At 60.6% G+C, this 22,965-nt stretch carries 14 protein-coding genes; 9 read left to right on the top strand and 5 right to left on the bottom strand.

Annotation, left to right across the window (positions count from 1 at the left end):
• Window positions 1-8 precede the first annotated feature (8 nt).
• From CLV45_RS00610 to CLV45_RS00620, 3 genes are all read left to right on the top strand, one after another.
• On the top strand, window positions 9-1,961 hold the full coding sequence (locus CLV45_RS00610; RefSeq protein WP_100334464.1) for a RagB/SusD family nutrient uptake outer membrane protein: 1,953 nt from the start codon (window positions 9-11) through the stop codon (window positions 1,959-1,961).
• A 433-nt stretch (window positions 1,962-2,394) separates the two neighbouring features.
• Window positions 2,395-4,317, top strand: coding sequence for a sialate O-acetylesterase (locus CLV45_RS00615; protein WP_100336910.1), 1,923 nt, complete (start codon window positions 2,395-2,397; stop codon window positions 4,315-4,317).
• 43 nt (window positions 4,318-4,360) lie between these two features.
• The gene (locus CLV45_RS00620; RefSeq protein WP_170061792.1) at window positions 4,361-7,078 is read left to right on the top strand and encodes a glycoside hydrolase family 3 C-terminal domain-containing protein; all 2,718 of its coding nucleotides are present in this window, start codon (window positions 4,361-4,363) and stop codon (window positions 7,076-7,078) included.
• A gap of 88 nt (window positions 7,079-7,166) precedes the next feature.
• On the opposite strand, the gene CLV45_RS00625 is transcribed toward CLV45_RS00620, so the two are convergent.
• From CLV45_RS00625 to CLV45_RS24750, 3 genes are all read right to left on the bottom strand, one after another.
• Window positions 7,167-7,925, bottom strand: coding sequence for an SDR family oxidoreductase (locus CLV45_RS00625; RefSeq protein WP_100336911.1), 759 nt, complete (start codon window positions 7,923-7,925; stop codon window positions 7,167-7,169).
• A gap of 297 nt (window positions 7,926-8,222) precedes the next feature.
• A complete protein-coding gene (locus tag CLV45_RS00630; RefSeq protein ID WP_100334466.1) occupies window positions 8,223-8,795 on the bottom strand; it encodes a Crp/Fnr family transcriptional regulator in 573 nt (190 codons plus the stop codon).
• Between the two features lie 49 nt (window positions 8,796-8,844).
• Window positions 8,845-9,084 (bottom strand): hypothetical protein, encoded by a 240-nt coding sequence (locus CLV45_RS24750; RefSeq protein WP_157807204.1) that lies wholly within the window; start codon window positions 9,082-9,084, stop codon window positions 8,845-8,847.
• Between the two features lie 198 nt (window positions 9,085-9,282).
• Here CLV45_RS24750 and CLV45_RS00640 point away from each other — a divergent pair, with 198 nt between their 5' ends.
• The 6 genes from CLV45_RS00640 (at window position 9,283) to CLV45_RS00665 (ending at window position 20,969) form a co-directional block, all read left to right on the top strand.
• Window positions 9,283-10,806: a xylulokinase gene (locus CLV45_RS00640; RefSeq protein WP_100336912.1), complete on the top strand. Its 1,524-nt coding sequence runs from the start codon at window positions 9,283-9,285 to the stop codon at window positions 10,804-10,806.
• Window positions 10,784-12,115 (top strand): xylose isomerase, encoded by a 1,332-nt coding sequence (gene xylA, locus CLV45_RS00645; RefSeq protein WP_100334468.1) that lies wholly within the window; start codon window positions 10,784-10,786, stop codon window positions 12,113-12,115. The genes CLV45_RS00640 and xylA overlap by 23 nt, the downstream gene beginning before the upstream one ends.
• 399 nt (window positions 12,116-12,514) lie before the next feature.
• Entirely contained in the window at window positions 12,515-15,358 is a 2,844-nt protein-coding gene (locus tag CLV45_RS00650; protein ID WP_100334469.1) for a bifunctional transaldolase/phosoglucose isomerase, read from the top strand.
• A gap of 94 nt (window positions 15,359-15,452) precedes the next feature.
• Entirely contained in the window at window positions 15,453-17,012 is a 1,560-nt protein-coding gene (locus CLV45_RS00655) for an alpha-N-arabinofuranosidase (RefSeq protein ID WP_100334470.1), read from the top strand.
• A gap of 148 nt (window positions 17,013-17,160) precedes the next feature.
• Window positions 17,161-18,252, top strand: a complete 1,092-nt coding sequence (locus CLV45_RS00660) for an endo-1,4-beta-xylanase (RefSeq protein WP_100334471.1) — start codon at window positions 17,161-17,163, stop codon at window positions 18,250-18,252.
• Window positions 18,253-18,353: 101 nt separating this feature from the next.
• On the top strand, window positions 18,354-20,969 hold the full coding sequence (locus CLV45_RS00665) for a glycosyl hydrolase 115 family protein (RefSeq protein ID WP_100334472.1): 2,616 nt from the start codon (window positions 18,354-18,356) through the stop codon (window positions 20,967-20,969).
• A 139-nt stretch (window positions 20,970-21,108) separates the two neighbouring features.
• Here the strand turns inward: CLV45_RS00665 and CLV45_RS00670 are convergent, their stop codons facing one another.
• Both CLV45_RS00670 and CLV45_RS00675 read right to left on the bottom strand, forming a co-directional pair.
• Entirely contained in the window at window positions 21,109-22,188 is a 1,080-nt protein-coding gene (locus CLV45_RS00670; protein ID WP_100334473.1) for a hypothetical protein, read from the bottom strand.
• A gap of 78 nt (window positions 22,189-22,266) precedes the next feature.
• A complete protein-coding gene (locus CLV45_RS00675; protein WP_100334474.1) occupies window positions 22,267-22,791 on the bottom strand; it encodes a thioesterase family protein in 525 nt (174 codons plus the stop codon).
• Window positions 22,792-22,965 lie beyond the last annotated feature (174 nt).

Below are 22,965 nucleotides of genomic sequence, written 5' to 3' on the forward strand. Positions count from 1 at the left end.
AGAGCGAAATGAAAAGCTTCAACATAAAATTCTTTATCGGGGCGGCCCTAATTTCCTTGTCCGCGCCGGGGTGTACCGACCTTTTGGAGGAAGAACCCAGGAGTGTTTACACGCCCGAATTTTTTCAGACGGAAAGAGGCGTGAATGGTGGCCTGACCTCCATGTACGCTCACCTGCGCTACATCTACGGGGATGCTTACTTCTACAACACGACGCTGACGGGCACCGATGAGGTAACCTACGGCCGGGATGCCGACGAGAACTTCCTGGCCATGGACTTCTCCGGTCGGGCGGCACTCAACGCTACCAACAGCCGGGCAGATAGACTGTGGACGGCTGCCTTTCCGAACATCAACACGGCCAATGGTATTATCAAGAATGCCAGCGCCGTAGGAACCATTTCGCCAGCCCTGGTGGCCGAAGCAAGATTTTTCCGCGCCTTCGATTACTTCATGCTGGTCCAAACCTTTGGTGGGGTGCCGCTGGATCTGGGCGCGGGAGAGTTGCAGTTCAACACCAATGCTTTCAGAACCTCGGTCCGCAATACGGTACCTGAGGTGTATACGAAAGCAATTTTCCCGGACTTGCTGCAGGCCATTACTGATTTGCCGGCCACGCCACGGGTGGTAGGTGGCGCCACCAAAACGGTTGCCCGCCTGTACCTGGCAAAGGCCTACCTGACCTATGCCTGGTGGCTGGAAAACCCGAACAATATTCCCACCTTCCCCGCAACTACCCGAACGGATCCTGCCGGTCACAACGCCCAGTACTATTATCAGCAGGCGTATGATGTAGCGATGGCTGGTATTGAGAACCCCGGCCCATTCCGCTTGCAGAGCACGTACTACGATGTACACCTGGCAACGAATGACCGCAATGCTGAAATGCTGCTGTTTGCGGACCACACTGAATCCAGCGAGCTATACAATGGCGGCAGCCTGACCTTTGGTAGCGGCGGGGCCCCGGATAACTTTGCCGGCTGGATGATGACCTGGAACTATACCAACATCAGAAGTGCCACCAACGCCGACGGAACGGGTGCCGTATCTTCTGTGCAGCGGGAAGCCGTGCAGCCGTTAGGTCGTCCCTGGAACCGGATGGCTCCCACCATTGGTGCAGTGGAAACCACTTTTGCCGACAAAACGAATGATTCTCGTTACGATGGGACCTTTACCACTGTTTACCGTGGTAACTGGCCTAAAGGAGGCGTGGCTAACCCAACCTTGTACAATGCCAACAACCTGCCCGTTAGCCCCGGTGCCCCAATCCTGACTTTCCTGGATGCCGAACCGGCTGGTACTATTACGTACCCTCCCGGAGGAGGCGCAAACAACGTAGGCGCAGGAGTGCTACCCGGCAGAGCGGATTATGTAATTTCTCCGCGTGGTATCAGCAGAATCGTGTATCCAGGCCTTTGGAAACTTGGTCCTTACCGTACCGATAATGGTTCCGGCTTAGGACAACCGAATGCTGCCAGTACGCGTCCGTTCAACATTGCCAAATTCTCGGAGCTGTACTTTGTAGCGGCAGAAGCAGCGGTAAAAGGAGCAAATACCAAAGCTGGTCAGGGTGCCCGGGAATTGATTAATGTTATTCGGGCCCGGGCCGGTAAGTGGCGCTTTGACAATAACGGAAACGTGGCCAAGGTGCAGGATAATAGCGCTGCTATGGTTGCGGCTACTCCCACCACTATCGACATCAACTACATCCTGGCAGAACGCTCCCGTGAGTACTACGCCGAAGGGTACCGCTGGTATGATCTGGTCCGTACCCAAAAATGGACTGAGTTGGCTTCTACCTACCGTATTGGGGGAACCAACTACGGCGACCACACGCCTCAAAGCGTTACGCGTACCATTCAGCCGTATCACTACCTGCGTCCTATTCCGCAGGTGCAGCTTGACCGTATGGATGTGTCAGCGGCGGAAAAAGCGGCTTATCAAAACCCAGGCTACCTATAGCCTGCTGAAAAAGGCAAAAAAAGAGTGGGGGCTCCTAGTGAGCTTCCACTCTTTTTGCTTGACGCATTGCCTGCACAGGCAAGCACATGCCGCATTGGTACGCGCCGGCACGCTGCTGGCGCCTGCGAAAAGTAGCTGCCTGCCTGAGTAGCAGCCTCCCACGCGTCGCCAACTGACAAAACCAACCACGGTGGTTCCCACGCGGCCATCGACAGTTCGCCTGACCACGCTTGGCAGGCTATTTCCCACCGCCAGAAAATGGCCGCGCCAGTGGCAAGCTACCCAGCGCCCTGGTTACCCGCAGTAAGTGCAACTGTTGTCAGAATAGTTGAAGTGAGCTGTGATTTCGCGCTGAAGTCGCCGCTTCCTTACGCGGGGTACTATACACTGGTCTAATCAACGCAATGGCTCTAATAATCTCATGATAAACAATATGCTAAAGGTCTCGCTGCTATTGGCAATGGTCGCCGCGCAGCCAGCCGTTGCCCAGGTGCGCCTACCCAAGCTCGTCAGCGACGGGATGGTTCTGCAGCGCGACGCGCCCGTGGCGGTGTGGGGCTGGGCCAAGCCCGGTGAAAAAGTAACCGTGACGCTGGCTGGCAAAACGGCCACCACCACCACCGGCCCCGACGGCAAGTGGCGCACCAGCCTGGCGCAGCTGAAAGCCGGCGGCCCCTACGAAATGGCCGTGGCGGGCACCAACCGGATTACAATCAAAGACGTGCTCATTGGGGACGTGTGGGTGTGCTCGGGGCAGTCGAACATGGAAACGCCCATGTCCCGGCTGCGCGACAAATACCCCGACGTCGTGGCCCAGGCCAATAACCCGATGATTCGGCAATTCAACGTCGATTTGCGCTACGCCTTCAACGGGCCGAAAGCCGATGTGGCGGGTGGTAAGTGGGTAACGACGACACCGCAAAATGTGCTGGCTTTCAGCGGCGTTGGGTACTTTTTTGCCAAGACGCTCTTCGACAAATACCATGTGCCCATCGGTCTTATCAAGTCGGCCGTGGGCGGGTCGCCGGCCGAGGCCTGGTTGAGCGCCGAGGCCCTGAAGGCTTTCCCGCATTACCAGCAGGCTGCCGAGAAAGTAAAGGACAGCACCTACGTGGCCAGCACCATTGCCCAAGGCCAGGCTGCCTCCCGGGCCTGGTACACCAATCTGCGGCAGCAAGACCAGGGCCATGCCAAAGGCTCGACGCCCTGGTATGCCCCGGCCTACAACGCCACGGATTGGAAAACCATGAAAATACCGGGCTATTGGGCCGACCAAGGCCTGGGGCCGGTGAATGGAGTGGTCTGGTTTCGCAAGGAAGTGGACGTGCCGGCCAGCATGGTGGGCAAGCCCGCCCGGCTGGAGCTGGGCACCATCGTCGACAGTGACTCGGTGTATATCAACGGGCAATTTGCCGGCACCACTGGCTACCAGTACCCGCCGCGCAAATACGACCTGCCCGCCGCGCTGCTCAAGCCCGGCCGCAACGTGCTGGTAATACGCGTCATCAACAACGGCGGGCGCGGCGGCTTCACGCTCGACAAGCAGTACCGGCTTACGGCAGGTGGCGAAACGCTGGATTTGCGCGGCGACTGGCAGTATAAGCTAGGGGCTGCTACGCCACCGGCTCCGGGCTCTATTTCCTTTCAAAACCAGCCCGGCGGCTTGTATAACGGCATGATAGCGCCGTTGCTGCCCTATGCCATCAAAGGCGTACTGTGGTACCAGGGCGAATCCAACACCGCTAAGCCCGAGGAATACCAGCCCTTGCTCACGGCCCTGATTACGGATTGGCGTACCCATTGGCAACAGCCCACCTTGCCTTTCCTATACGTCCAGCTGCCCAACTTCATGGCCGTTAAAGACCAGCCCACGGAAAGCAACTGGGCGGCCGTGCGCGACGGGCAGCGCCGCACCCTGGCCGTGCCCCACACCGGCATGGCGGTGGCCCTGGACCTGGGCGAGTGGAACGACATTCACCCGCTCAACAAGGAAGACGTGGGCAAGCGCCTGGCTTTGGCGGCTCAGAAAGTAGCGTACGGTGACAAGAAGGTAGTAGCCTCGGGTCCGTTGTACCAAAGCATGCAGGTAGCGGGCAACAAGGCGACGCTCAGCTTTACCAGCACCGGCAGCGGGTTGGTAGCCAAAGACGGCAAGCCCCTGCGCTACTTCGCCATTGCGGGCCCCGATAAGAAGTTTGTCTGGGCCCAGGCCAAAATTGAAGGCAACAAAGTAGTCGTCTGGAATGACCAGGTGCCCAACCCCGTGGCCGTGCGCTACGCCTGGGCCGACAACCCGGAAGGTGCCAACCTCAGCAACAAGGAAGGCCTGCCCGCCTCGTCATTTCAAACGCAGTAGGGGCGCGCTGCCCCGCTACTTCCTCTTACCGCAACCACTGCGCATGAAGAACTCTGTAATAACCCTGGGTCTGGCCTTGCTGATGGGCTGCGCCGCCAGTCAGCGCCAGCCCGGCACGACCAGCGCGGCTGCGGCCCCAACCGCTACGCCCGAAACTGCCGCCGCGCCCACCAATCCGGCCGAACTGCCGTTTCGCAACCCGGATTTGCCCATCGACCAGCGCGTAGCTGACCTGGTAGGCCGGCTGACGTTGCCCGAAAAAGTGTCGCAGATGCTCAACGCGTCCCCGGCCATCGACCGGCTCGGCATTCCGGCCTACAACTGGTGGAACGAAGCCCTGCACGGCGTAGCCCGGACCAGTATGAAAACGACGGTCTTTCCGCAGGCCATTGGCTTGGCCGCCACCTTCGACCAGGACGCTATGCTGCGCATGGCCACCATTACCTCCGACGAAGCCCGGGCCGTGCACCACGAGTACGCCCGCCGCGGCGAGCGGGGCATTTACCAGGGCCTCACGTTCTGGACGCCCAACATCAACATCTTCCGCGACCCACGCTGGGGGCGGGGCCAGGAAACCTACGGCGAAGACCCGTACCTGACCGGGCAGATGGGGCAGGCCCTGGTCAAAGGCTTCCAGGGCGACGACCCGAAGTACCTCAAGATTACGGCCTGCGCCAAGCACTTTGCCGTGCACAGCGGCCCCGAACCGTCGCGCCACGAATTCAACGCCCAGATCGGCGACTACGACCTCTGGGACACCTATTTGCCCGCTTTCCGGGACCTGATTGTGGACGCTAAGGTGGCGGGCGTGATGTGCGCCTACAACGCCTACGCCGGCCAGCCCTGCTGCGGCAGTGACAAGCTGATGAACGAAATCCTCTACGACAAGTGGAAGTTCCAGGGCTACGTCACCTCCGACTGCGACGGGCTCAACGACTTCTGGCAGCACCACAAAACCGACCCCGACGCGGCTACGGCCGCCGCCAACGCCGTGCTCCACGGCACCGACCTGGAGTGCGCCACCGGCAAGCTGTTTACCTACAATTCCCTGCTCGAATCGGTGCAGAAGGGCCTGATAACCGAAAAGCAGCTCGACGTGTCGGTGCAGCGGCTCTACAAAATCCGGTTTCAGCTGGGCATGTTCGACCCCGTCGAGCGGGTGAAATATGCCCAGATTCCGCTGAGCGTGGTGGAAAGTGCTCCGCACCAGGCCCACGCCCTGCGCATGGCCCGGGAGTCGGTGGTGCTGCTCAAGAACGAGCGCAACACGCTGCCGCTGCGCAAGAATCTGCGCAAAATCGTGGTGCTGGGTCCCAACGCCGATAACGAAACCGCCCAGCTCGGCAACTACAACGGCTTCCCGACCACCAACGTGACGCCCCTGGAAGGCATCCGGACCAAGGTGGGCCCCGGCACTCAGGTGACCTACATCCAGGGCGTGGACTACGCCAGCAACATCGTTTACGAAAGCTTCGATGTCAACTCCCGGCTGGCTTACGACGGCAAGCCGGGCTTTAAGGCGGAGTATTTCAAGGGTACCGATCTGGAAGGCGCGCCGGTAGCCACTCAGCAGGAAGCTGGCCTCGACCGGTACCTGGCCAACGTGAAACAGGAAATTGTGCCCGGCTTGCTCTCAGAGAATATTTCGGCCCGCTACCAGACTACGTTTACCCCGCAGAAAACCGAGGAAATGGCCTTCCAGCTCACCGGCGACGACGGCTACCGGCTGTTTGTCAACGATAAGCTGGTGCTCGACAACTGGAAAAGCCGGGGCGTTTCGACCACCCAGCACATCATGAAAGTAACGGCCGGCCAGCCCCTGAACCTCAAGCTGGAGTACTTCCAAACTGACCGCCGCACCATTCTTAAGTTTACCGGTGCCCACGTGGTGCCGATGAATGCGCAGAGCATCCGGGCCCAGGTGAAGGATGCCGACGCCGTTGTTTTTGTGGGCGGTATTTCGCCCCGGCTCGAAGGCGAGGAAATGAAGGTGAACGTGGAAGGCTTCAGCGGCGGCGACCGGACCAGCATTGCCCTGCCCAAGGTGCAAACCGAGCTAATGAAAGTGCTGCACGCCACGGGCAAGCCAGTGGTGTTCGTGATGCTAACCGGCAGCGCCATCGGCTGCCCCTGGGAAGCCCGCAACCTGCCGGCCATTGTCAACAGCTGGTACGGCGGGCAGGCCACTGGGACGGCCCTAGCCGACGTGCTCTTCGGCGACTACAACCCCGCCGGCCGCCTCCCCGTCACGTTCTACGAGTCGGAAAGCCAGCTGCCGCCCTTCGACAGCTACGACATGCAGGGCCGCACTTACCGCTACTTCCAGGGTACGCCTTTGTTCCCGTTCGGCCACGGCCTGAGCTACACCACCTTCCGATATTCGAACCTCAAAGTGCCCGCTACGGCCGCCACCGGCCAGCCCGTTACCGTTAGTGTGGACGTACAAAACACCGGCAAGCAAGCCGGCGACGAAGTAGTTCAGCTCTACGTGCGCCACTCAGGTGCGCAGGGCCGTGTAGCGTTGCACGCCCTGCAAGGCTTCCGCCGCGTACCGCTGCAAGTGGGGGAGAAGCAGACCGTGCAGTTCACCCTCACGCCCCGGCAGCTTTCGGTGCTCAACGCGCAGGGGCAGCGCGCCCAGCTGCCCGGCACCGTTCAGCTCTTCGCAGGCGGCGGGCAGCCCCTGAAGCCGGCCGTAGCCCGGAAAAGCGTGGCGCAGGCTTCGCTGCAACTCACCGGCAATCCGGTAAGCATTGATTAACTAGCAGCTCCGAGCTGGAATTAGGCTTAAGCGCAAAAAAGCCGGTTCGTTGGAACCGGCTTTTTTGTTGAGCAGCTACGGGTGGTGCTTACAGCTGGGCCGCGCCGCCGTCCACAAATAGCTCGGTGCCCGTCACGAAGCTGCTGTCGTCGGAAGCCAAGAACACCAGGGCTTTGGCCACCTCATCGGGGGAGCCCAGGCGGCCCAGGGGCACGGTGGTAGCCAGGTAGGCTTTGATTTGCTCGGCCTGGGTTTCATCGGCTCCCAGGCTGCTCAGGCCGGGTGTGTCGATAGGGCCGGGGCTGATGGCATTAACCCGGATTTTGCGGTCTTTCAAGTCGGCCGTCCAGGTGCGGGCAAAGGAGCGCACGGCGGCTTTGGAGGCGCTATACACGCTGAAGTTCGCATCGCCTCCGGAGGCGGCCGTAGAGGCCATCAGAATAACCGAAGACCCGTCGCGCAGCAGGGGCAGGGCCTTTTGCACCGTAAACAGGGTGGCTTTGACGTTACGGTCGAAAGTCAGGGCGTAGTGCTCTTCGGTGATACCGCCTAGGGGCGCAAATTCGCCGCCGCCGGCATTGGTGAACAACACGTCGAGGTGACCTTTCTCGGCCTGAATGGTGGCAAATAGCGCGTCGAGGTCAGTCTGGCTGGTTACGTCGCTGCGGATGCCGCGGGCGTTGGAACCCAACTGCTGCACGGCTGCGTCGAGCTCGGCCTGCCGCCGGCCGGTGATATACACAAAGGCGCCTTCGGCGATGAAGCGCCGGGCCGCGCCCAGCCCAATGCCCGTGGTACCGCCCGTAATGAGGGCTACTTTGTCCGCTAATTTTAAGGAAGTGCTCATCTGAATGAGAAATGGAATGGAGTACAACGTGTGCCCGGCGAGTTTCGCCCGGTTTGCCAAGGAAAAGCTACCCGAGTGGTAGTCCTCCGTCGACAGCACAAAGGTTGCTTGCCGTGGCCTCCGTCTCCATTGATATTTATCAAAAAAGCACCTTGATAAATATCAAGACCTTGGTATTAAGTTGCTGTTTATCATTCAAATAACTTCAATAAAGACCTGTTCTGGCCCTGTTGTAGCGCGCCTGGCGCTGCCCGCAATGCACCCTTCAACCGGCGGCCCGGGTGGTTGAGCTTCGGCCTAAACGAGGTTGCGGCGGATGCGGCTCAGGGTTTCGGTGGTCATGCCCAGGTAGGAGGCCACCATGTGCTGGGGAATGCGGCGGGCAAACTCCGGAAAGTCCTGCAGAAAGGCCCGGTACTTTTCTTCGGCAGAGGAGCTGATAACGGTGTGAATCCGGCTTTGCTGGGCCAAAAAGCTGCGGTGCAGAATAGCGTTAACCAACTCGTGCAGGGCCGGAATTATCTGGCGCAGGTGCTCAAAATTCTCCTTCTTGATAAGCAGCACCACTGAATCTTCGATGGCGTCGATGTTAAAGCGCGAAGGCTGACCGGATGCCAGGCTTTGCAGGTCGCCAGTCCACCAGTTTTCCACGGCGAAACCCAGCACGTGCTCAACTCCCTTCGCGTCGACGCTGTAGATGCGCATGCAGCCCTTGGCTACGAAGGCGTTATAGGTCCATACGTCGCCCTCTTGCAGCAGAAACTGGCGTTTGCGCAGCTTTTTGATAGTCGTTACGGCCTGAATCTGCTCCAGTTCCTCCGCCGTAAAGGCGGCCTTGCTCCGCAGATATTTCTCGAATACATCAAACATAAGTCGGGCAGGTAGAATGCCACGCAAAGGAAAGGCCTTTTGGCAGGATCTAACCAACGCCGGCGCCGAAGCCCAGGACCCATCCCAACTCGTCGGGGCGCCAGCCGCAGCCGGGCAGGTTGAGCTTGGGCTGGGCAGCAGGAAAAAGCACGGCAAAGACCTGCAGTTGGCTTTCATTATTCGGAGAATAAGCGCGGGATATTTCCTGAAAAATAATTTTGACCCATTCACCTACCGAAACCGTTTCCGGAAACGGTTTCGGTATTTTATATTCGAAATTAGCCTCCAAATGAGGTTTTTAGATTGGCTTTCCTACCCTTGACCTATCTATCTTCGAACAACAAGTCCGGTAGATAGGTCGGACGCCGCCCTGAGTACTGCCCCCGGCAAGCCAGTCGCCAACGACGCTTGCGCCTGCCTTTTCCTCCATAAAATTCCCACCCGGTTCAGCAGCTTCCCAGGAGCAGTGCTGGCCGTACCCAACCCCATGAAATACCTCCTCGGCTACGACATCGGCAGCTCGTCCATCAAGGCCTCGCTGCTCAACATCGCAACGGGCCGGTGTGTGGCCTCGGTCACCTCGCCGAAGAAGGAGATGGAAATAACCGCCCTGCAGCCCGACTGGGCCGAGCAGCGCCCCGAGCGGTGGTGGCAGGAAGTTGTCAACGCCACCCTGCAGCTCCGTGCCGACCACGACTTCGATACGGCCCTGATTGCCGGCATCGGCATCACCTACCAAATGCACGGCCTCGTGCTCGTCGATAAAGACGGCGAGGTGCTGCGCCCCGCCATTATCTGGTGCGACAGCCGCGCCGTGGACTACGGCAACCAGGCGTTTCAGGACCTGGGCCAGCAGTATTGCCTCGACAACTTTCTCAACTCGCCCGGCAACTTCACGGCTTCCAAGCTGAAGTGGGTGCGCGAAAACGAGCCCGCCATCTACGAGCGGATTCACAAAATCCAGCTCCCCGGCGACTACATTGCCTTCAAGCTCACCGGCCAGCTCCAGACCACGGTGTCGGGCTTGTCGGAAGGCGTGTTCTGGAATTTCAAGCAGCAGGCCATTGCTCAGGAGCTGCTCGACTATTACGGCATCAGTTCTGCCCTGCTGCCCGAGGTAGTCGACACCTTCTCGGTGCAGGGCCAGCTCACGCCCGAAGCGGCCCGGGAGCTGGGCCTTACGGCCGGTACGCCCATCAGCTACCGGGCCGGCGACCAGCCCAACAACGCCTTTTCGCTGAATGTGCTGCAGGCCGGCGAAATAGCTGCCACGGCCGGCACCAGCGGCGTGGTTTACGGCATCAACGAAACCATGACGTCGGATTCCCGCTCCCGGGTCAACTCCTTTGTGCACGTCAACAGCACGCCGGAGCAGCCCAAAAACGGCGTGCTGATGTGCATGAACGGCACCGGCATTCTGAATAGTTGGCTGCGCAAAGTCCTCGGCGACATCAGCTACGAGGACATGAACCAGCTGGCCGCCCAAGCGCCGGTCGGCTCCGACGGCCTCACGTTCCTGCCCTTCGGCAACGGGGCCGAGCGAATCCTGGAAAACCGCCAGCTCGAAGCCGAATTGCGGGGCCTCAACTTCAACCAGCACGGCCGCGTGCACGTGGCCCGCGCCGCCCAGGAAGGCATCGTCTTCGCCCTCAACTACGGTGTGGACATCATGCGCCAGTCTGGGGTGCAGGTGCGCAAAGTGCGGGCCGGCAACGCCAACATGTTTTTGAGCCCGATTTTCCGCGAGGCCTTCGTCAATAGCGCCGGCGTGGAGCTGGAGCTGCTCAACACCGACGCGGCCCAGGGCGCGGCCCGCGGCGCGGGCGTCGGGGCCGGTATTTACGCCAGCACCAACGAAGCTTTCAATGGCCTGGAGCGGATTCTGACCCTGGAGCCCACTGCCGAATTGCAGGAGCAATATCAGGCTGCCTACACCCGCTGGCAGTCCATTCTCAATCAAATCGTACCCTTACCAACCACCCCTCGGCATGTCATCCAACACGCTTTCTAAAACCGAGTATTTCACCGGCATCGACACCATCCGCTTCGAAGGACGCGAGTCGGACAACCCGTTGGCCTTTAAGTGGTACGACGAAAACCGCATTGTCGCCGGCAAAACCATGAAGGAGCACCTGCGCTTCGCGGTTTCCTACTGGCACACCTTCACCGGCACCGGCGGTGACCCATTCGGCCCCGGCACCAAGCAATTCGCCTGGGATGCCCACCACGAAGCCATTGGCCGCGCCAAAGACAAAATGGACGCCGCCTTCGAGTTCTTCACCAAGCTCGGCACGCCCTACTACTGCTTCCACGACATCGACTTGGTGGACGAAGGCAACTCCCTGGCCGAGTACGAACGGAACCTGGCCGCCATTGTCGACTACGCCAAGGAGCACCAGCAGGCTAGCGGCGTAAAGCTGCTCTGGGGCACGGCCAACGTGTTTTCGAACCCGCGCTACATGAACGGCGCCAGCACCAACCCCGACTTCCAGGTGGTAGCTCACGCCGCTACGCAGGTCAAAAATGCCATTGACGCCACCATTGCTCTGAACGGCGAAAACTACGTGTTCTGGGGTGGCCGGGAAGGCTACATGACCCTGCTCAACACCAACATGAAGCGCGAGCAGGAGCACATGGCCCGCTTCCTGACCATGGCCCGCGACTATGCCCGCCAGCAGGGCTTCACCGGCAAGTTCTTCATTGAGCCCAAGCCCGCCGAGCCCACCAAGCACCAGTACGACTTCGACGCGGCCACGGTAATCGGCTTTTTGAAGCAGCACGGTCTGGAAAATGACTTCATGCTCAACCTGGAAGTAAACCACGCCACGCTGGCCGGCCATACTTTCGAGCACGAATTACAAGTGGCGGCCGATGCCAACATGCTGGGCTCGATGGACGCCAACCGCGGCGACTACCAGAACGGCTGGGACACCGACCAGTTTCCCAACAACATCAACGAGCTGACCGAGTCGATGCTCATCATCCTCGAAGCGGGTGGTTTCAAGCACGGGGGCATCAACTTCGACGCCAAAACCCGCCGCAACTCCACCGACCTCGAAGACATCTTCATTGCCCACATTGCCGGCATGGACACCTTCGCCCGCGCCCTCGTCACGGCCGATGCCATCCTGGAAAAGTCGGCCTACCGCAAGTTCCGGCAGGAGCGCTACGCCTCGTTTGATTCAGGTGCCGGCGCCGCCTTCGAGAAAGGCCAGCTGACGCTGGAAGACCTGCGCAAAATCGCCCACGAAACGGGTGAGCCCACGCCGAAAAGTGGTAAGCAGGAGTGGCTGGAAAGCATCATCAACCAGTACATCTAGTATCAAAAAGGTGAGTGAGGAACGTTGGCCGGGCGGGTGCTGCAACGCCCACCGGCCAGCCGGACTCTCGCTCGTCAATCAGTTTTTACTGCGCGTCCGGGCCTAACACCCGACGAACAGAAGTGTGGGAGAGGAGGAAGCAGAAAGAGGCGTACCAGCGCGCAGTGCGAATCGAGGGAGAGCTTTTCGCATTGCGTTGGCGGCTACATCCGCCGGCTGGCACGCCTCACTGTTTGCTTTCTGACCCCACGCTCAGTTGCCTCAAAACCACTAGTGCGCACTGGCCTTACCGGAAAATATCGGGTAGGAAATCAGGGATTTATAGCAAAATAAACGGGCCCGGTGAAAGCCTAAAGAAGGAGTTTCCTCATCTTTGGAACGACTTCAAACAGAAACCCTATGAATCCATTAGTTGACATCCGTCAATTCGACCAAAGCATCTGGCTGGACTTTATCCGTCGCAAGATCCTGATCAACGGGGAGTTGCAGCGGCGTATCACCGACGAAGCCCTGCGTGGGGTAACCTCGAACCCAGCCATTTTCGAGAAGGCAATCGGCGGCTCCGACGACTACGACGCGGCCATCCGCAGCCTGGCTCTGCAGGGCAAAACCACCGACGAAATCTATACCGCCCTGGCCATTGCCGACGTGCAGCACGCCTGCGACCTGTTCCGCCCGCTCTACGACAGCCACGACAACTCGTCCGACGGCTACGTGAGCCTGGAAGTGTCGCCGGCCCTGGTCAACGATACCGAAGGCACGATTGAGGAAGGCATCCGGTTCTGGAAAACCGTGAACCGGCCCAACGTGATGATTAAGGTGCCGGCCACGCTGGAAGGCCTGCCCGCCATCCGCCGCCTCATTGCCGAGGGCATCAACGTCAACGTGACCCTGATTTTCGGCCTGGAGCGCTACCGCTTGGTAGCCGAAGCCTTCCTTTCGGGCCTCGAAGACCGGGTAAAAGCCGGCCTGCCCATCGAAAATATCGACTCTGTGGCCAGCTTCTTCCTCTCGCGCATCGACGTGCTGATTGACCCGATGCTGGAGAAAATTGCCGCCGAAGGTGGGGAGAAGGGCGAGTTGGCCCAGTCGCTGGTGGGCGAAGTGGCTTTGGCCAGCGCCAAGCAGGCGTACCAGATTTACAAGGAGATTTTTGCGGGTCCGCGCTGGGAAACCCTGGCCGCCAAAGGTGCTGATACCCAGCGCCTGCTGTGGGCCAGCACCGGCAACAAGAACCCCAAGTACGACGACCTGAAGTACGTCGAAAACCTCATCGGCCCCAAAACGGTGAACACCGTGCCGGTGGAAACCCTCGACATCTTCCGCGAAAAGGGTAAGCCCGCCAACCGCCTCGAAGAAGGCCTCGACAAAGCCGCCGACGTGCTGCGCCGCCTGCCCGAGTTGGGCATCAACCTCGAAGAGCAAACCAACTTCCTGGAAGTCGACGGGGCCAAGAAATTCAACGAGCCCTTCGGCAAGCTGATGGACTCCATTGAAAAGAAGCGCCTGACTTCCCTCGATTCGAGCGTAGCCGAAGCTACCCTGCAGCTGGGCCAGTACCAAGCGGCCGTGGACGCCAAAGTACAGGAGTTCAACGCCAAAAACTTCACTACCGGCTTCTGGGATAAGAAAGCCGACCTGTGGGTGCAGGACGAGGCCGGGCAGCAGAGCATCCGCTCCTTCATGGGCTGGCTGCGCGTGGCCGAAACGATGGTAGGCGCCGTGCCCGAAATCGAGCAGTTCGTCAACGAGGTAAAAGCCGCGGGCTTTAAGCACATCGTTGTAATGGGCATGGGCGGCAGCACGATGGCGCCGATTGTGTTCAAATCCTCGTTCCCGATGGGCGAAAACGGCCTGCCGATGTCGGTGCTCGACACGACGGACCCCGGCACGGTGCGCCAGATTGAAGAGTCGGTGCCGCTGGCTGAGACGCTGTTCATCGTGGCCAGCAAGTCGGGCACGACGGCCGAGCCCCTGGCCTTCGGCGACTACTTCTACGACCGACTCAAGCAAATCAAGGGCGACAAGGCCGGCGAGAACTTCGTGGCCATTACCGACCCCGGCTCCAAGTTCGTGACTTCGGCCACCGAGCAGGGCTACCGCCGTATCTTCCTGAACTTCGCCGAAGTCGGCGGCCGTTTCTCGGCCTTGTCATACTTCGGGCTGGTGCCCGCCGCCTTATACGGATTGCCCATCGGGGAAATCCTGGAGCGGGCCATCCGCATGATGCGCGCCAACGGTGCCTACGGCGCGGTGGAGCAGAATCCGGGGCTGGAACTGGGCGTGGCGCTGGGCGTACTGGCTCAGCAAGGGCGCGACAAGCTCACCCTGATTGTCCCGAACTCGCTCAGCGACTTAGGCTTGTGGCTGGAGCAGCTTATTGCCGAAAGCACCGGCAAGGAAGGCAAAGGCATTTTGCCCGTGGCCGGTGAGCCCGCCCGCGAGCCGGCAGTCTACGGTCAGGACCGCGTGTTCGTGTACGTAGGCTACGAAAATGACGCTGACGCCGAGAATACCGCGAAGCTCGCAGCTTTGCAGGCCGCTGGTCACCCGGTAATCAGCGTGCGCATGCACGATGCCCTGGACCTGGGCGCCGAGTTCTTCCGCTGGGAAGTGGCTACGGCCGTAGCCAGCGCCGTGCTCGAAATCAACCCCTTCGACCAGCCCAACGTGCAGGCCGCCAAAACTGCTACCGACAGCCTGATGAAGGTGGTGCAGGAGCAGGGCAGCCTGCCCGCTGGTGAGCCGGCAAAAGTGACGGAAAACGGCGTGTCGTACTTCACGGCCGTTTCGGGCGGCAGTGCGGCCGAGGTAATCCGCAACTTCTTCGGCCAGGCCAAAGCCGGCGACTTCCTCAACATCCAAGCCTACCTGACCGAATCCGACGAGCTGAACAAGGGCCTGGCGGAGCTGCGTACGCAAGTACAGGAGCAGCTGCACCTGGCCACGACTTCGGGCTACGGACCGCGCTTCTTGCACTCGACGGGCCAGTACCACAAGGGCGGCCCCGACAAGGGCTTGTTCGTGCAGTTCACCGTCGACCACCCGCAGGATCTGGCGCTGCCGGGCCGTTCGTACTCCTTCGGGACGTTCAAGAACGCCCAGGCCGCCGGCGACTTGCAGGCCCTGCACGACTACAACCGCCGCACGCTGCGCATCCACCTCGGCGACAACGCCGAGCAAGGGCTGCGCACGGTGCTGAGTGCGCTGCAGTCGGCGCCGCTGGCGGCTACTACCGCGTAAGAATACGCCCGGGCGGCTGGTTGGGAGGCCAGCTGCCCGGGTTGTTTTTGCGCTTTCTGACCTTTCCCCATCGAAAAATTCCCCAATCCTCTCGATGCATAACCTAAAGCGCCTGGTGGCGGCAGCTGGCTTCGTGCTGGCCGCGGCTAACGTTACTTTTGCCCAAGCGGTACGCCTGACCGTGCAGCCCGGAGACCCGAAGCTGCAAATCAGCAAAGACATTTACGGGCACTTCGCCGAGCACCTGGGCCGTTGCGTCTACGACGGTTTCTGGGTTGACCCGGGCTTGAACGTGCCCAAGCAGGGCCGCATCCGCATGGATATTGTGGAGGCGCTGCGCAAGATTAAAGTAGCCAACCTGCGCTGGCCCGGCGGCTGCTACGCCGACGCCTACCACTGGCGCGACGGAGTGGGCCCCACCGCCCAACGCCCCCGCACCATCAACACCTGGTGGGGCGACGCAGTAGAGGACAACTCCTTCGGGACCCACGAATTTCTGGAGCTCTGCAAGCTGCTCGGCACCGAGCCGTATTTGGCCGCCAACGTGGGCAGTGGGACGGTGCAGGAAATGGCCAACTGGATGGAGTACCTGAACTCCAACGCCGACACGCCGCTCACCCAGCAGCGCAAGCAAAACGGCCACCCCGAGCCCTACGGCGTGCTCATGTGGGGCATCGGCAACGAAAGCTGGGGCTGCGGCGGCAACATGACGGCCGACCACTACGCCGACGAGTACCGGCGCTACGCCACTTTTGCCCACAACTACCCGGGCAGCCCCAAGCTGAAGCGCATCGTGAGCGGGGCCAACGGCGACGACGCCAACTGGACCGAGACGTGCATGAAGAAAATCCCGCTCGACATGATGTGGGGCCTCACGCTGCACCAGTACACGCTGCCCACCGGCAGCTGGACCGGCAGCAAGGGCGCGGCCACCGGCTTCGACGAGGCCCAGTACTTCAACACGATGAAGAACTGCCTGAAAATGGAGCCCATCGTGACCCGGCACGCGGCCATCATGGACAAGTACGACCCCCAGAAAAAGGTGGCGCTGCTCGTGGACGAGTGGGGCGTGTGGACCGACGTGGAGCCCGGCACCAACCCCGGCTTTTTGTGCCAGCAAAACTCCCTGCGCGACGCGCTGGTGGCCGGCACCACGCTCAACATCTTCAATAACCACTGTGACCGGGTACGCGGGGCCAACCTGGCTCAGGCCGTCAACGTGCTGCAGGCCCTGATCCTGACCGACAAGGAGAAGATGCTGCTCACGCCCACCTACCACGTGTTTGACCTCTACCAGGTCCACCAGAACGCGCAGTATCTGCCTTTGCAGTTCACCAGCCCCGAGTATGAGCTGGGTGGCCAGAAGCTGCCGGCGCTAAATGCCTCGGCCTCGAAAGACGCCAGCGGGGCGGTGCACATTTCCCTGGTCAACCTCGACACGAAAAAGGCCCTGCAGCTGGAAACCGCCCTGCCCGGCGTGACCTGGAAAACCGTATCGGGCCGCGTGCTGACTTCGGGCAACGTCAACGACTACAACACCTTTGACAAGCCGAACAAGGTAAAGCTGACAGCTTTCAATGGCGCTAAAAAGCGCGGCGGAAACCTGGCCGTGGAGCTGCCGCCGCAGTCGGTGGTGGTGCTGGAGCTGAAGTAGGAACGGACGATAAAAGCGCAACCATACCACCGTCTGTCATCCTGAGCTTGCGAAGGACCTCATGCCAGTAGGACGACTCGTTCTAGCGTGAAAAGGTCCTTCGCAAGCTCAGGATGACAGACGGAAAAAGTATACCAAAATCCACTCGATGAAACCCACCACTCCCTTCCGCAAACTCACCACTACCGGCCTGCTGCTAGCGGGCCTGACCGTATTCAGCAGCCAGCAGAAAGCTCCCGAAAAGGGCTTGAAAGATTACTACAAGGATTATTTTCCGGTGGGGGTGGCTGTGTCGCCGGCGGGGCTGCGCGGGGCGGAAGGGGAACTGATCAAGCAGCAGTTCAACAGCATCACGCCGGAAAATGCCATGAAAATGGGCCCGATTCACCCGGAGGAAAACCGCTACGAGTGGAAGGATGCCGACGAAATCGTCAAGTTTGCCCAGGACAACAAGCTGCGGGTGCGGGGCCACAACCTGCTCTGGCACGAGCAGACGCCCAGGTGGCTGTTCAAGGACGATCAGGGCAAGCAAGTCAGCAAGGAAGTGCTGCTCAAGCGTCTGCACGACCATATTTTCACGGTGGTGAAACGCTACAAGGGTAAAATCTACGCCTGGGACGTGGTAAACGAAGCCATTTCGGACAACCCCCAGGAGTTTTTGCGCAACTCGGAGTGGTATAAGATCTGCGGGGAGGATTTCATTGCCAAAGCCTTCGAGTACGCCCACGAAGCCGACCCCAAAGCGGTGCTGTTCTACAACGACTACAACACCGAGCGGCCCGAAAAGCGGGAGCGGATATTTAAGCTGCTCAAGAAGCTCAAGGACGCCAAGGTGCCGATTGACGCGGTGGGTTTGCAGGGGCACTGGTCGTTGCAGGAACCCACCGAAGCCGAGCTGCGCCAGGCCCTGGACCAGTACTCATCGTTGGGCCTGAAGGTGCAGATTACTGAGCTCGACGTGTCGATTTACCCCTGGGAAAAAGATAAGCGCGAGAAGCGCCCCGGCGAGTCGGATGCCTACACGCCTGAGCTGGAGCAGAAGCAGGCCGAGCAGTACCGGATGTTCTTCAAAGTGTTCCGCGACTACAAAAAGGTGCTGACTGGCGTCACGTTCTGGAATATCTCCGACAAGTACACCTGGCTGGACACCTACCCCGTAGCCGGCCGCAAAAACTATCCGCTGCTCTTCGACCAGAACCAGAAGCCCAAGAAGGCTTACTGGGAAGTGGTGAAGTTCTAAGGTTTTTTCACGCAGGGTCTCGCAGTGGTTGCCGCAGTGGTGCGCGGCGGCCGTTCACTGCGAGACCCTGCGCCACCCACTGCGCACCACTGCGTGAAATCATGATACGTTCCGTCCGAATACTCTTGCTTTTGCTGCTGCTGACCGGCTCAGCAGCCGCGCAAAATGCCTCGTACATTTCAGTTGCCAAAAGCACGGGAAGCTTCCCGTTGGCAGCCGGTGGCAAAACGGCGGCGTTGTACGCCAGCCAAGCCGACTGGCCCGGCGTGCTGCGCGCCGCCAAAGACCTGCAGGCCGACATCAACCGCGTCACCAAGCTCACCCCGACGCTGACTACTGACAAAGCGCCCACGGGTAAGGAAGTCGTGCTCATCGGTACCATCGGCAAAAGTCCGCTGATTGACGGGTTGGTGAAAAGCAAGAAGCTGGATGTATCTAGCGTGGCAGGCCGGTGGGAAACCTTCGTGCTGCAGGTGGTGGAAAAGCCGCTGCCGGGCGTCGACCGGGCCCTGGTTATTGCCGGCAGTGACAAGCGCGGGACCATCTACGGCATCTACGACTTGTCGCAGCAGATTGGGGTGTCGCCGTGGTACTGGTGGGCCGACGTGCCGACCAAGCCCCAGAAGGCACTGTACGTGGCCGCCGGGCGCCATACGCAGGGTACGCCGCAGGTGAAGTACCGCGGTATTTTCCTCAACGACGAAGCGCCGGCGCTGTCGGGTTGGGCCAAGGAGAAGTTCGGCGGTATCAACTCGAAAATGTACGTGCACGTGTTTGAGCTGATTTTGCGGCTCAAGGGCAATTACCTGTGGCCCGCTATGTGGGGCAACGCCTTCAACGACGACGATAAGCAGAGCCCGGTGCTGGCCGACGAGTACGGCATCGTGATGGGCACCTCGCACCACGAGCCCATGGTTCGGTCCCAGCAGGAGTGGAAGCGCTTCGGCTCCGGCCCCTGGAACTACCAGACCAACGAAAAGACGCTCCAGGACTTCTGGCGGCAGGGTATCAAAAACATGGGCACTCATGAAAGCATCGTGACGCTGGCCATGCGCGGCGACGGCGACGAGCCCATGAGCGAGGGGAGCAACATTACTCTACTGGAAAAAATCGTGGCCGACCAGCGCAAGATTATTGCCGAGGAAACCGGCAAGCCCGCCGCGCAAACGCCCCAGCTCTGGGCCCTTTACAAGGAAGTGCAGGACTACTACGACAAGGGCATGCGCGTGCCCGACGACGTGACGCTGCTGCTCTGCGACGACAACTGGGGCAACCTCCGCAAGCTGCCCAAAGCAGGGGAGAAGCCCCGGGCCGGCGGCTACGGCATCTACTACCACTTCGACTACGTGGGCGGGCCGCGCAACTACAAGTGGCTCAATACGAACCCGCTGCCGCGCATCTGGGAGCAAATGCACCTGGCCCACGAGTACGGCGCCAACCAGATCTGGATTGTGAACGTGGGGGATTTGAAGCCTATGGAATTTCCCATCAGCTTCTTTTTGGACTACGCCTGGAACCCCGACCGAATCAGTGCCGACCAAGTCGACGACTACTCGCGCGACTGGGCCGCCAAGCAGTTTGGCCCGAAATACGCCGCCGGCATTGCCGATATCCTGGCCAAATACGCCAAGTACAATTCCCGCCGCAAGCCCGAATTGCTCAACGCCGACACCTACAGCCTGGCCACCGGTGAGTGGGCCACGGTGGTAGCCGACTACAACCAGCTGCTGACCCAGGCCGAGAAAATCAACGAGCAGCTGCCCGCTGAGTACCACGACGCTTACTATCAGCTGGTGCTGCACCCGGTACAGGCCTGCGCCAACCTCAACGAGCTCTACTACACGGTGGCCCAAAACCGGGAAGCCGCCAAAAACGGCCAGGCTACGGCTAACGCGCTGGCCGAAAAAGCCAAGGCCCTCTACGCCAAAGATGCGGAAATCACCCGGCGCTACCACGCCCTGGCCGGCGGCAAGTGGAACCACATGATGGACCAAACCCACATTGGCTACACCTACTGGCAGCAGCCCGAGCAGAACGCCATGCCTGCCGTACAGACCGTGGTCCAGGCTTCTGCCGCGGCTCCGGCCCCAAGTCAGCCGGGGGCAGCTAAAAAGCCTCAGCTAGCACCGAAAGAACCGGGCTTTGTGGAAGCCGACGGCTACGTTTCCATCGAAGCCGGGCACTACACTAAAGCCGTGGACGGCGGCGCCGTGAAGTGGCAAACCATTCCCGACCTGGGCCGCACCCTCTCCGGCGTCACCACCTTCCCAACCACGGTGCCCAGCCAAGACCCGGCCGGTAACTCGCCCCACCTGGAGTATCAGGTGCAGCTCACCGGCAGCGGCCCGGTAACGGTGCAGGCGTATCTGGCCCCCACGCTGAATTTCCTCGGTGGTCAGGGCCTGCGCTACGCCGTGTCGTTCGACGACGAAGCGCCGCAGGTTGTCAACTTGCACGCTGGATTAGTCGCCGACAATGGGAACAGGCCCTGGGAAAAGGCCGTAGCCGAGAATATTATCCTCAGAGAATCGAAGCACAATATAGCCAAGCCCGGCACTCACACGCTCAAGTTCTGGCGCGTGGACCCCGGCGTGGTGCTCGAAAAGCTGGTTGTGAACCTCGGCGGCGTGCAGCCCAGCTACCTGGGTCCGCCCGAAAGTGTTTCGGGAGCATCGAAAGACGGAAAAGAGGCCAAAGGCAGCGTGGGCCAACGCTAAAGCCGTTGGTTTTGGCTGTCTTTGTCGCGCATGCGGCGGCCTGGTTTGCATAAAGAGCTTCTATTGCACAAGTAAGCGGGGCGGTAAAGAGGTGGTCGACCACCCCTTTACCGCCCCGCTTACTTGTGTCTAGCCCGCTCTAGCTCCGGTCCGCGTCGTTGTCGCGGCCGGCGTTGCGGCGGGGCATAGTACCGTAATCCGAGCCGTTGTCGTGGGGAGGTACGGGGGCGTTGTTTTGGGCGTCGCGGCTGTAGTCCTGCTGCGCCGCGCCGCCGTCGGCCGCGGCCGGGTTCGACGAATCGTTGGGGTCGTTGTAGGAGCCGCCTTTCGAGCCGATACCCTCGCCGCTGTTGCCCTGATAGCTGGTTTCGCCCTCGGTGCGGGTGTAGCCGGTGCGGGAGTCGGAGCCGGTGGGCGTGGCGGCTTCCCGGTTGGGGCCGGGCTCGTTGGCGCCGTTCAGCTCGCCGGTGCGGCCGTGCACCGTGGGCTGCGGGTTGTAGCTGGTGCCGGGCTGCTCGTCGCGGGCACTGCCCTGGGAAGGAATATAGTCGTAGTCGGCGCTCTGGTTCCGCTCGTGACTGGTGCCGGCTTGTGCGTTGCCAGCCCCACCGACCAGGGAAGAATGGCCGTAATCCTCGCTAAAGCCCGAATCAGGAGCAGTAGGAGAGGCGTTGTCGTTGCGGTAGTGCGGGTCGACGGTGGTGCCGGCCAGGGGCGTGGCGGTGGCGTGGCCGAAGGTGCTGCCCTGGGGGTTGTACTCGTCGGTGCCGGTGTTGTTTTCGGGCCGGCCGCCCTGGTAGCCGCCGGTATTTACGGGCTGGGAGCCGAGCTGCCCGCCGTACACGTCGTTGGCGCGGTACTGGTTGCCGTAGCCGCCTTGGGTACCGCCCGTGTCCTGGGGGCCAAACTCACCGCGGCCGGGGCTGGCCAGCTGGTTTTCGAGACGGTCGGCGTCGTGGTACACGGGCTGCACGCTGTTGCCGAACTGCCCGCCCCAGTCGGCTTTGGGTGCTGCTTCAGATGGTGCCAGGCCCTGGCCGGGGCGCACGGCGTTCCGGTCGGCTTCCTTGTTTTCCTGCTCGTCGCCGGGCTCGGTGTTGAGGGCGCCTTTGCCCACGCTCATTTCCGAGTCGGCCAACGACTGGCTGGAGGTGCCGGGGGGGGTGGCTTGGTGCTTTTTATCGTCGGTATTCGCGGTAGTATCTTGGTCAGTAGCCATGGTGCAGTGGGTTTTAAGGGAAGACGACAAGCATCCTCTCTAAAACCATACGCGCCTACTACGGCAGAGTTTTCGCGCCTAAGCCGCCCGCAGCTCCCGCATGTTCTGGCTCCAGGCCCGCACCCACTCCGGCAGCTCCGGCGACTCGGTCGGCTCGCCGGCGTGGGCCAGCACCTCGGCCGGGTCGGCGGTGCCGCCCTTGCGTTTCACGAAGCGCAGGCTGATTACGGCCGTGGCCATTACCTGCCCTTCCCGGATAAACTGCTGCTGGATGTAGAGCAGCTTTTCGTCCCAGCCCAGGGCCCGGGTTTCGATTTCAAAGGCCTGAAACGGCTCCAGAGAGCGGCTGAACTGGATGGTTTCGGCCGCCACCACGGCCAGCGGGGCAAAGTCCTTGATTTTGGCCAGCAGCCCCGAGCGAATCAGCAGGTCCATCCGGGCCACGTCGCACATGGTCAGATACTGCCCGTTGTTGAGGTGGCGCATCACGTCCAGGTCGGTAGGCCACACCCGGAACCTGGTGCGGCAGGGGCCCATGACCGGTACCTTGGGTTGGAAACGGGCAGTCAGCAACAGCCAGATCAGGCGGAAATAGAGTTTCATAGCGGTAAAAGGGAAAGCCCCGGCCAGTAACTACACCGGTCGGGGCTTTAAGGTTGAATGAAAAACGATACTGGGAAGAAGGCTGGCCGAACTCGGTTAAGAATAATTTTATTTAATTTCTTTGTTAACCAAGCCGGTAGAGAAAGAAATTAAATAAAATTATTCTCAACCAGG

This window comes from Hymenobacter chitinivorans DSM 11115 (assembly GCF_002797555.1).
Lineage (GTDB): Bacteria > Bacteroidota > Bacteroidia > Cytophagales > Hymenobacteraceae > Hymenobacter > Hymenobacter chitinivorans.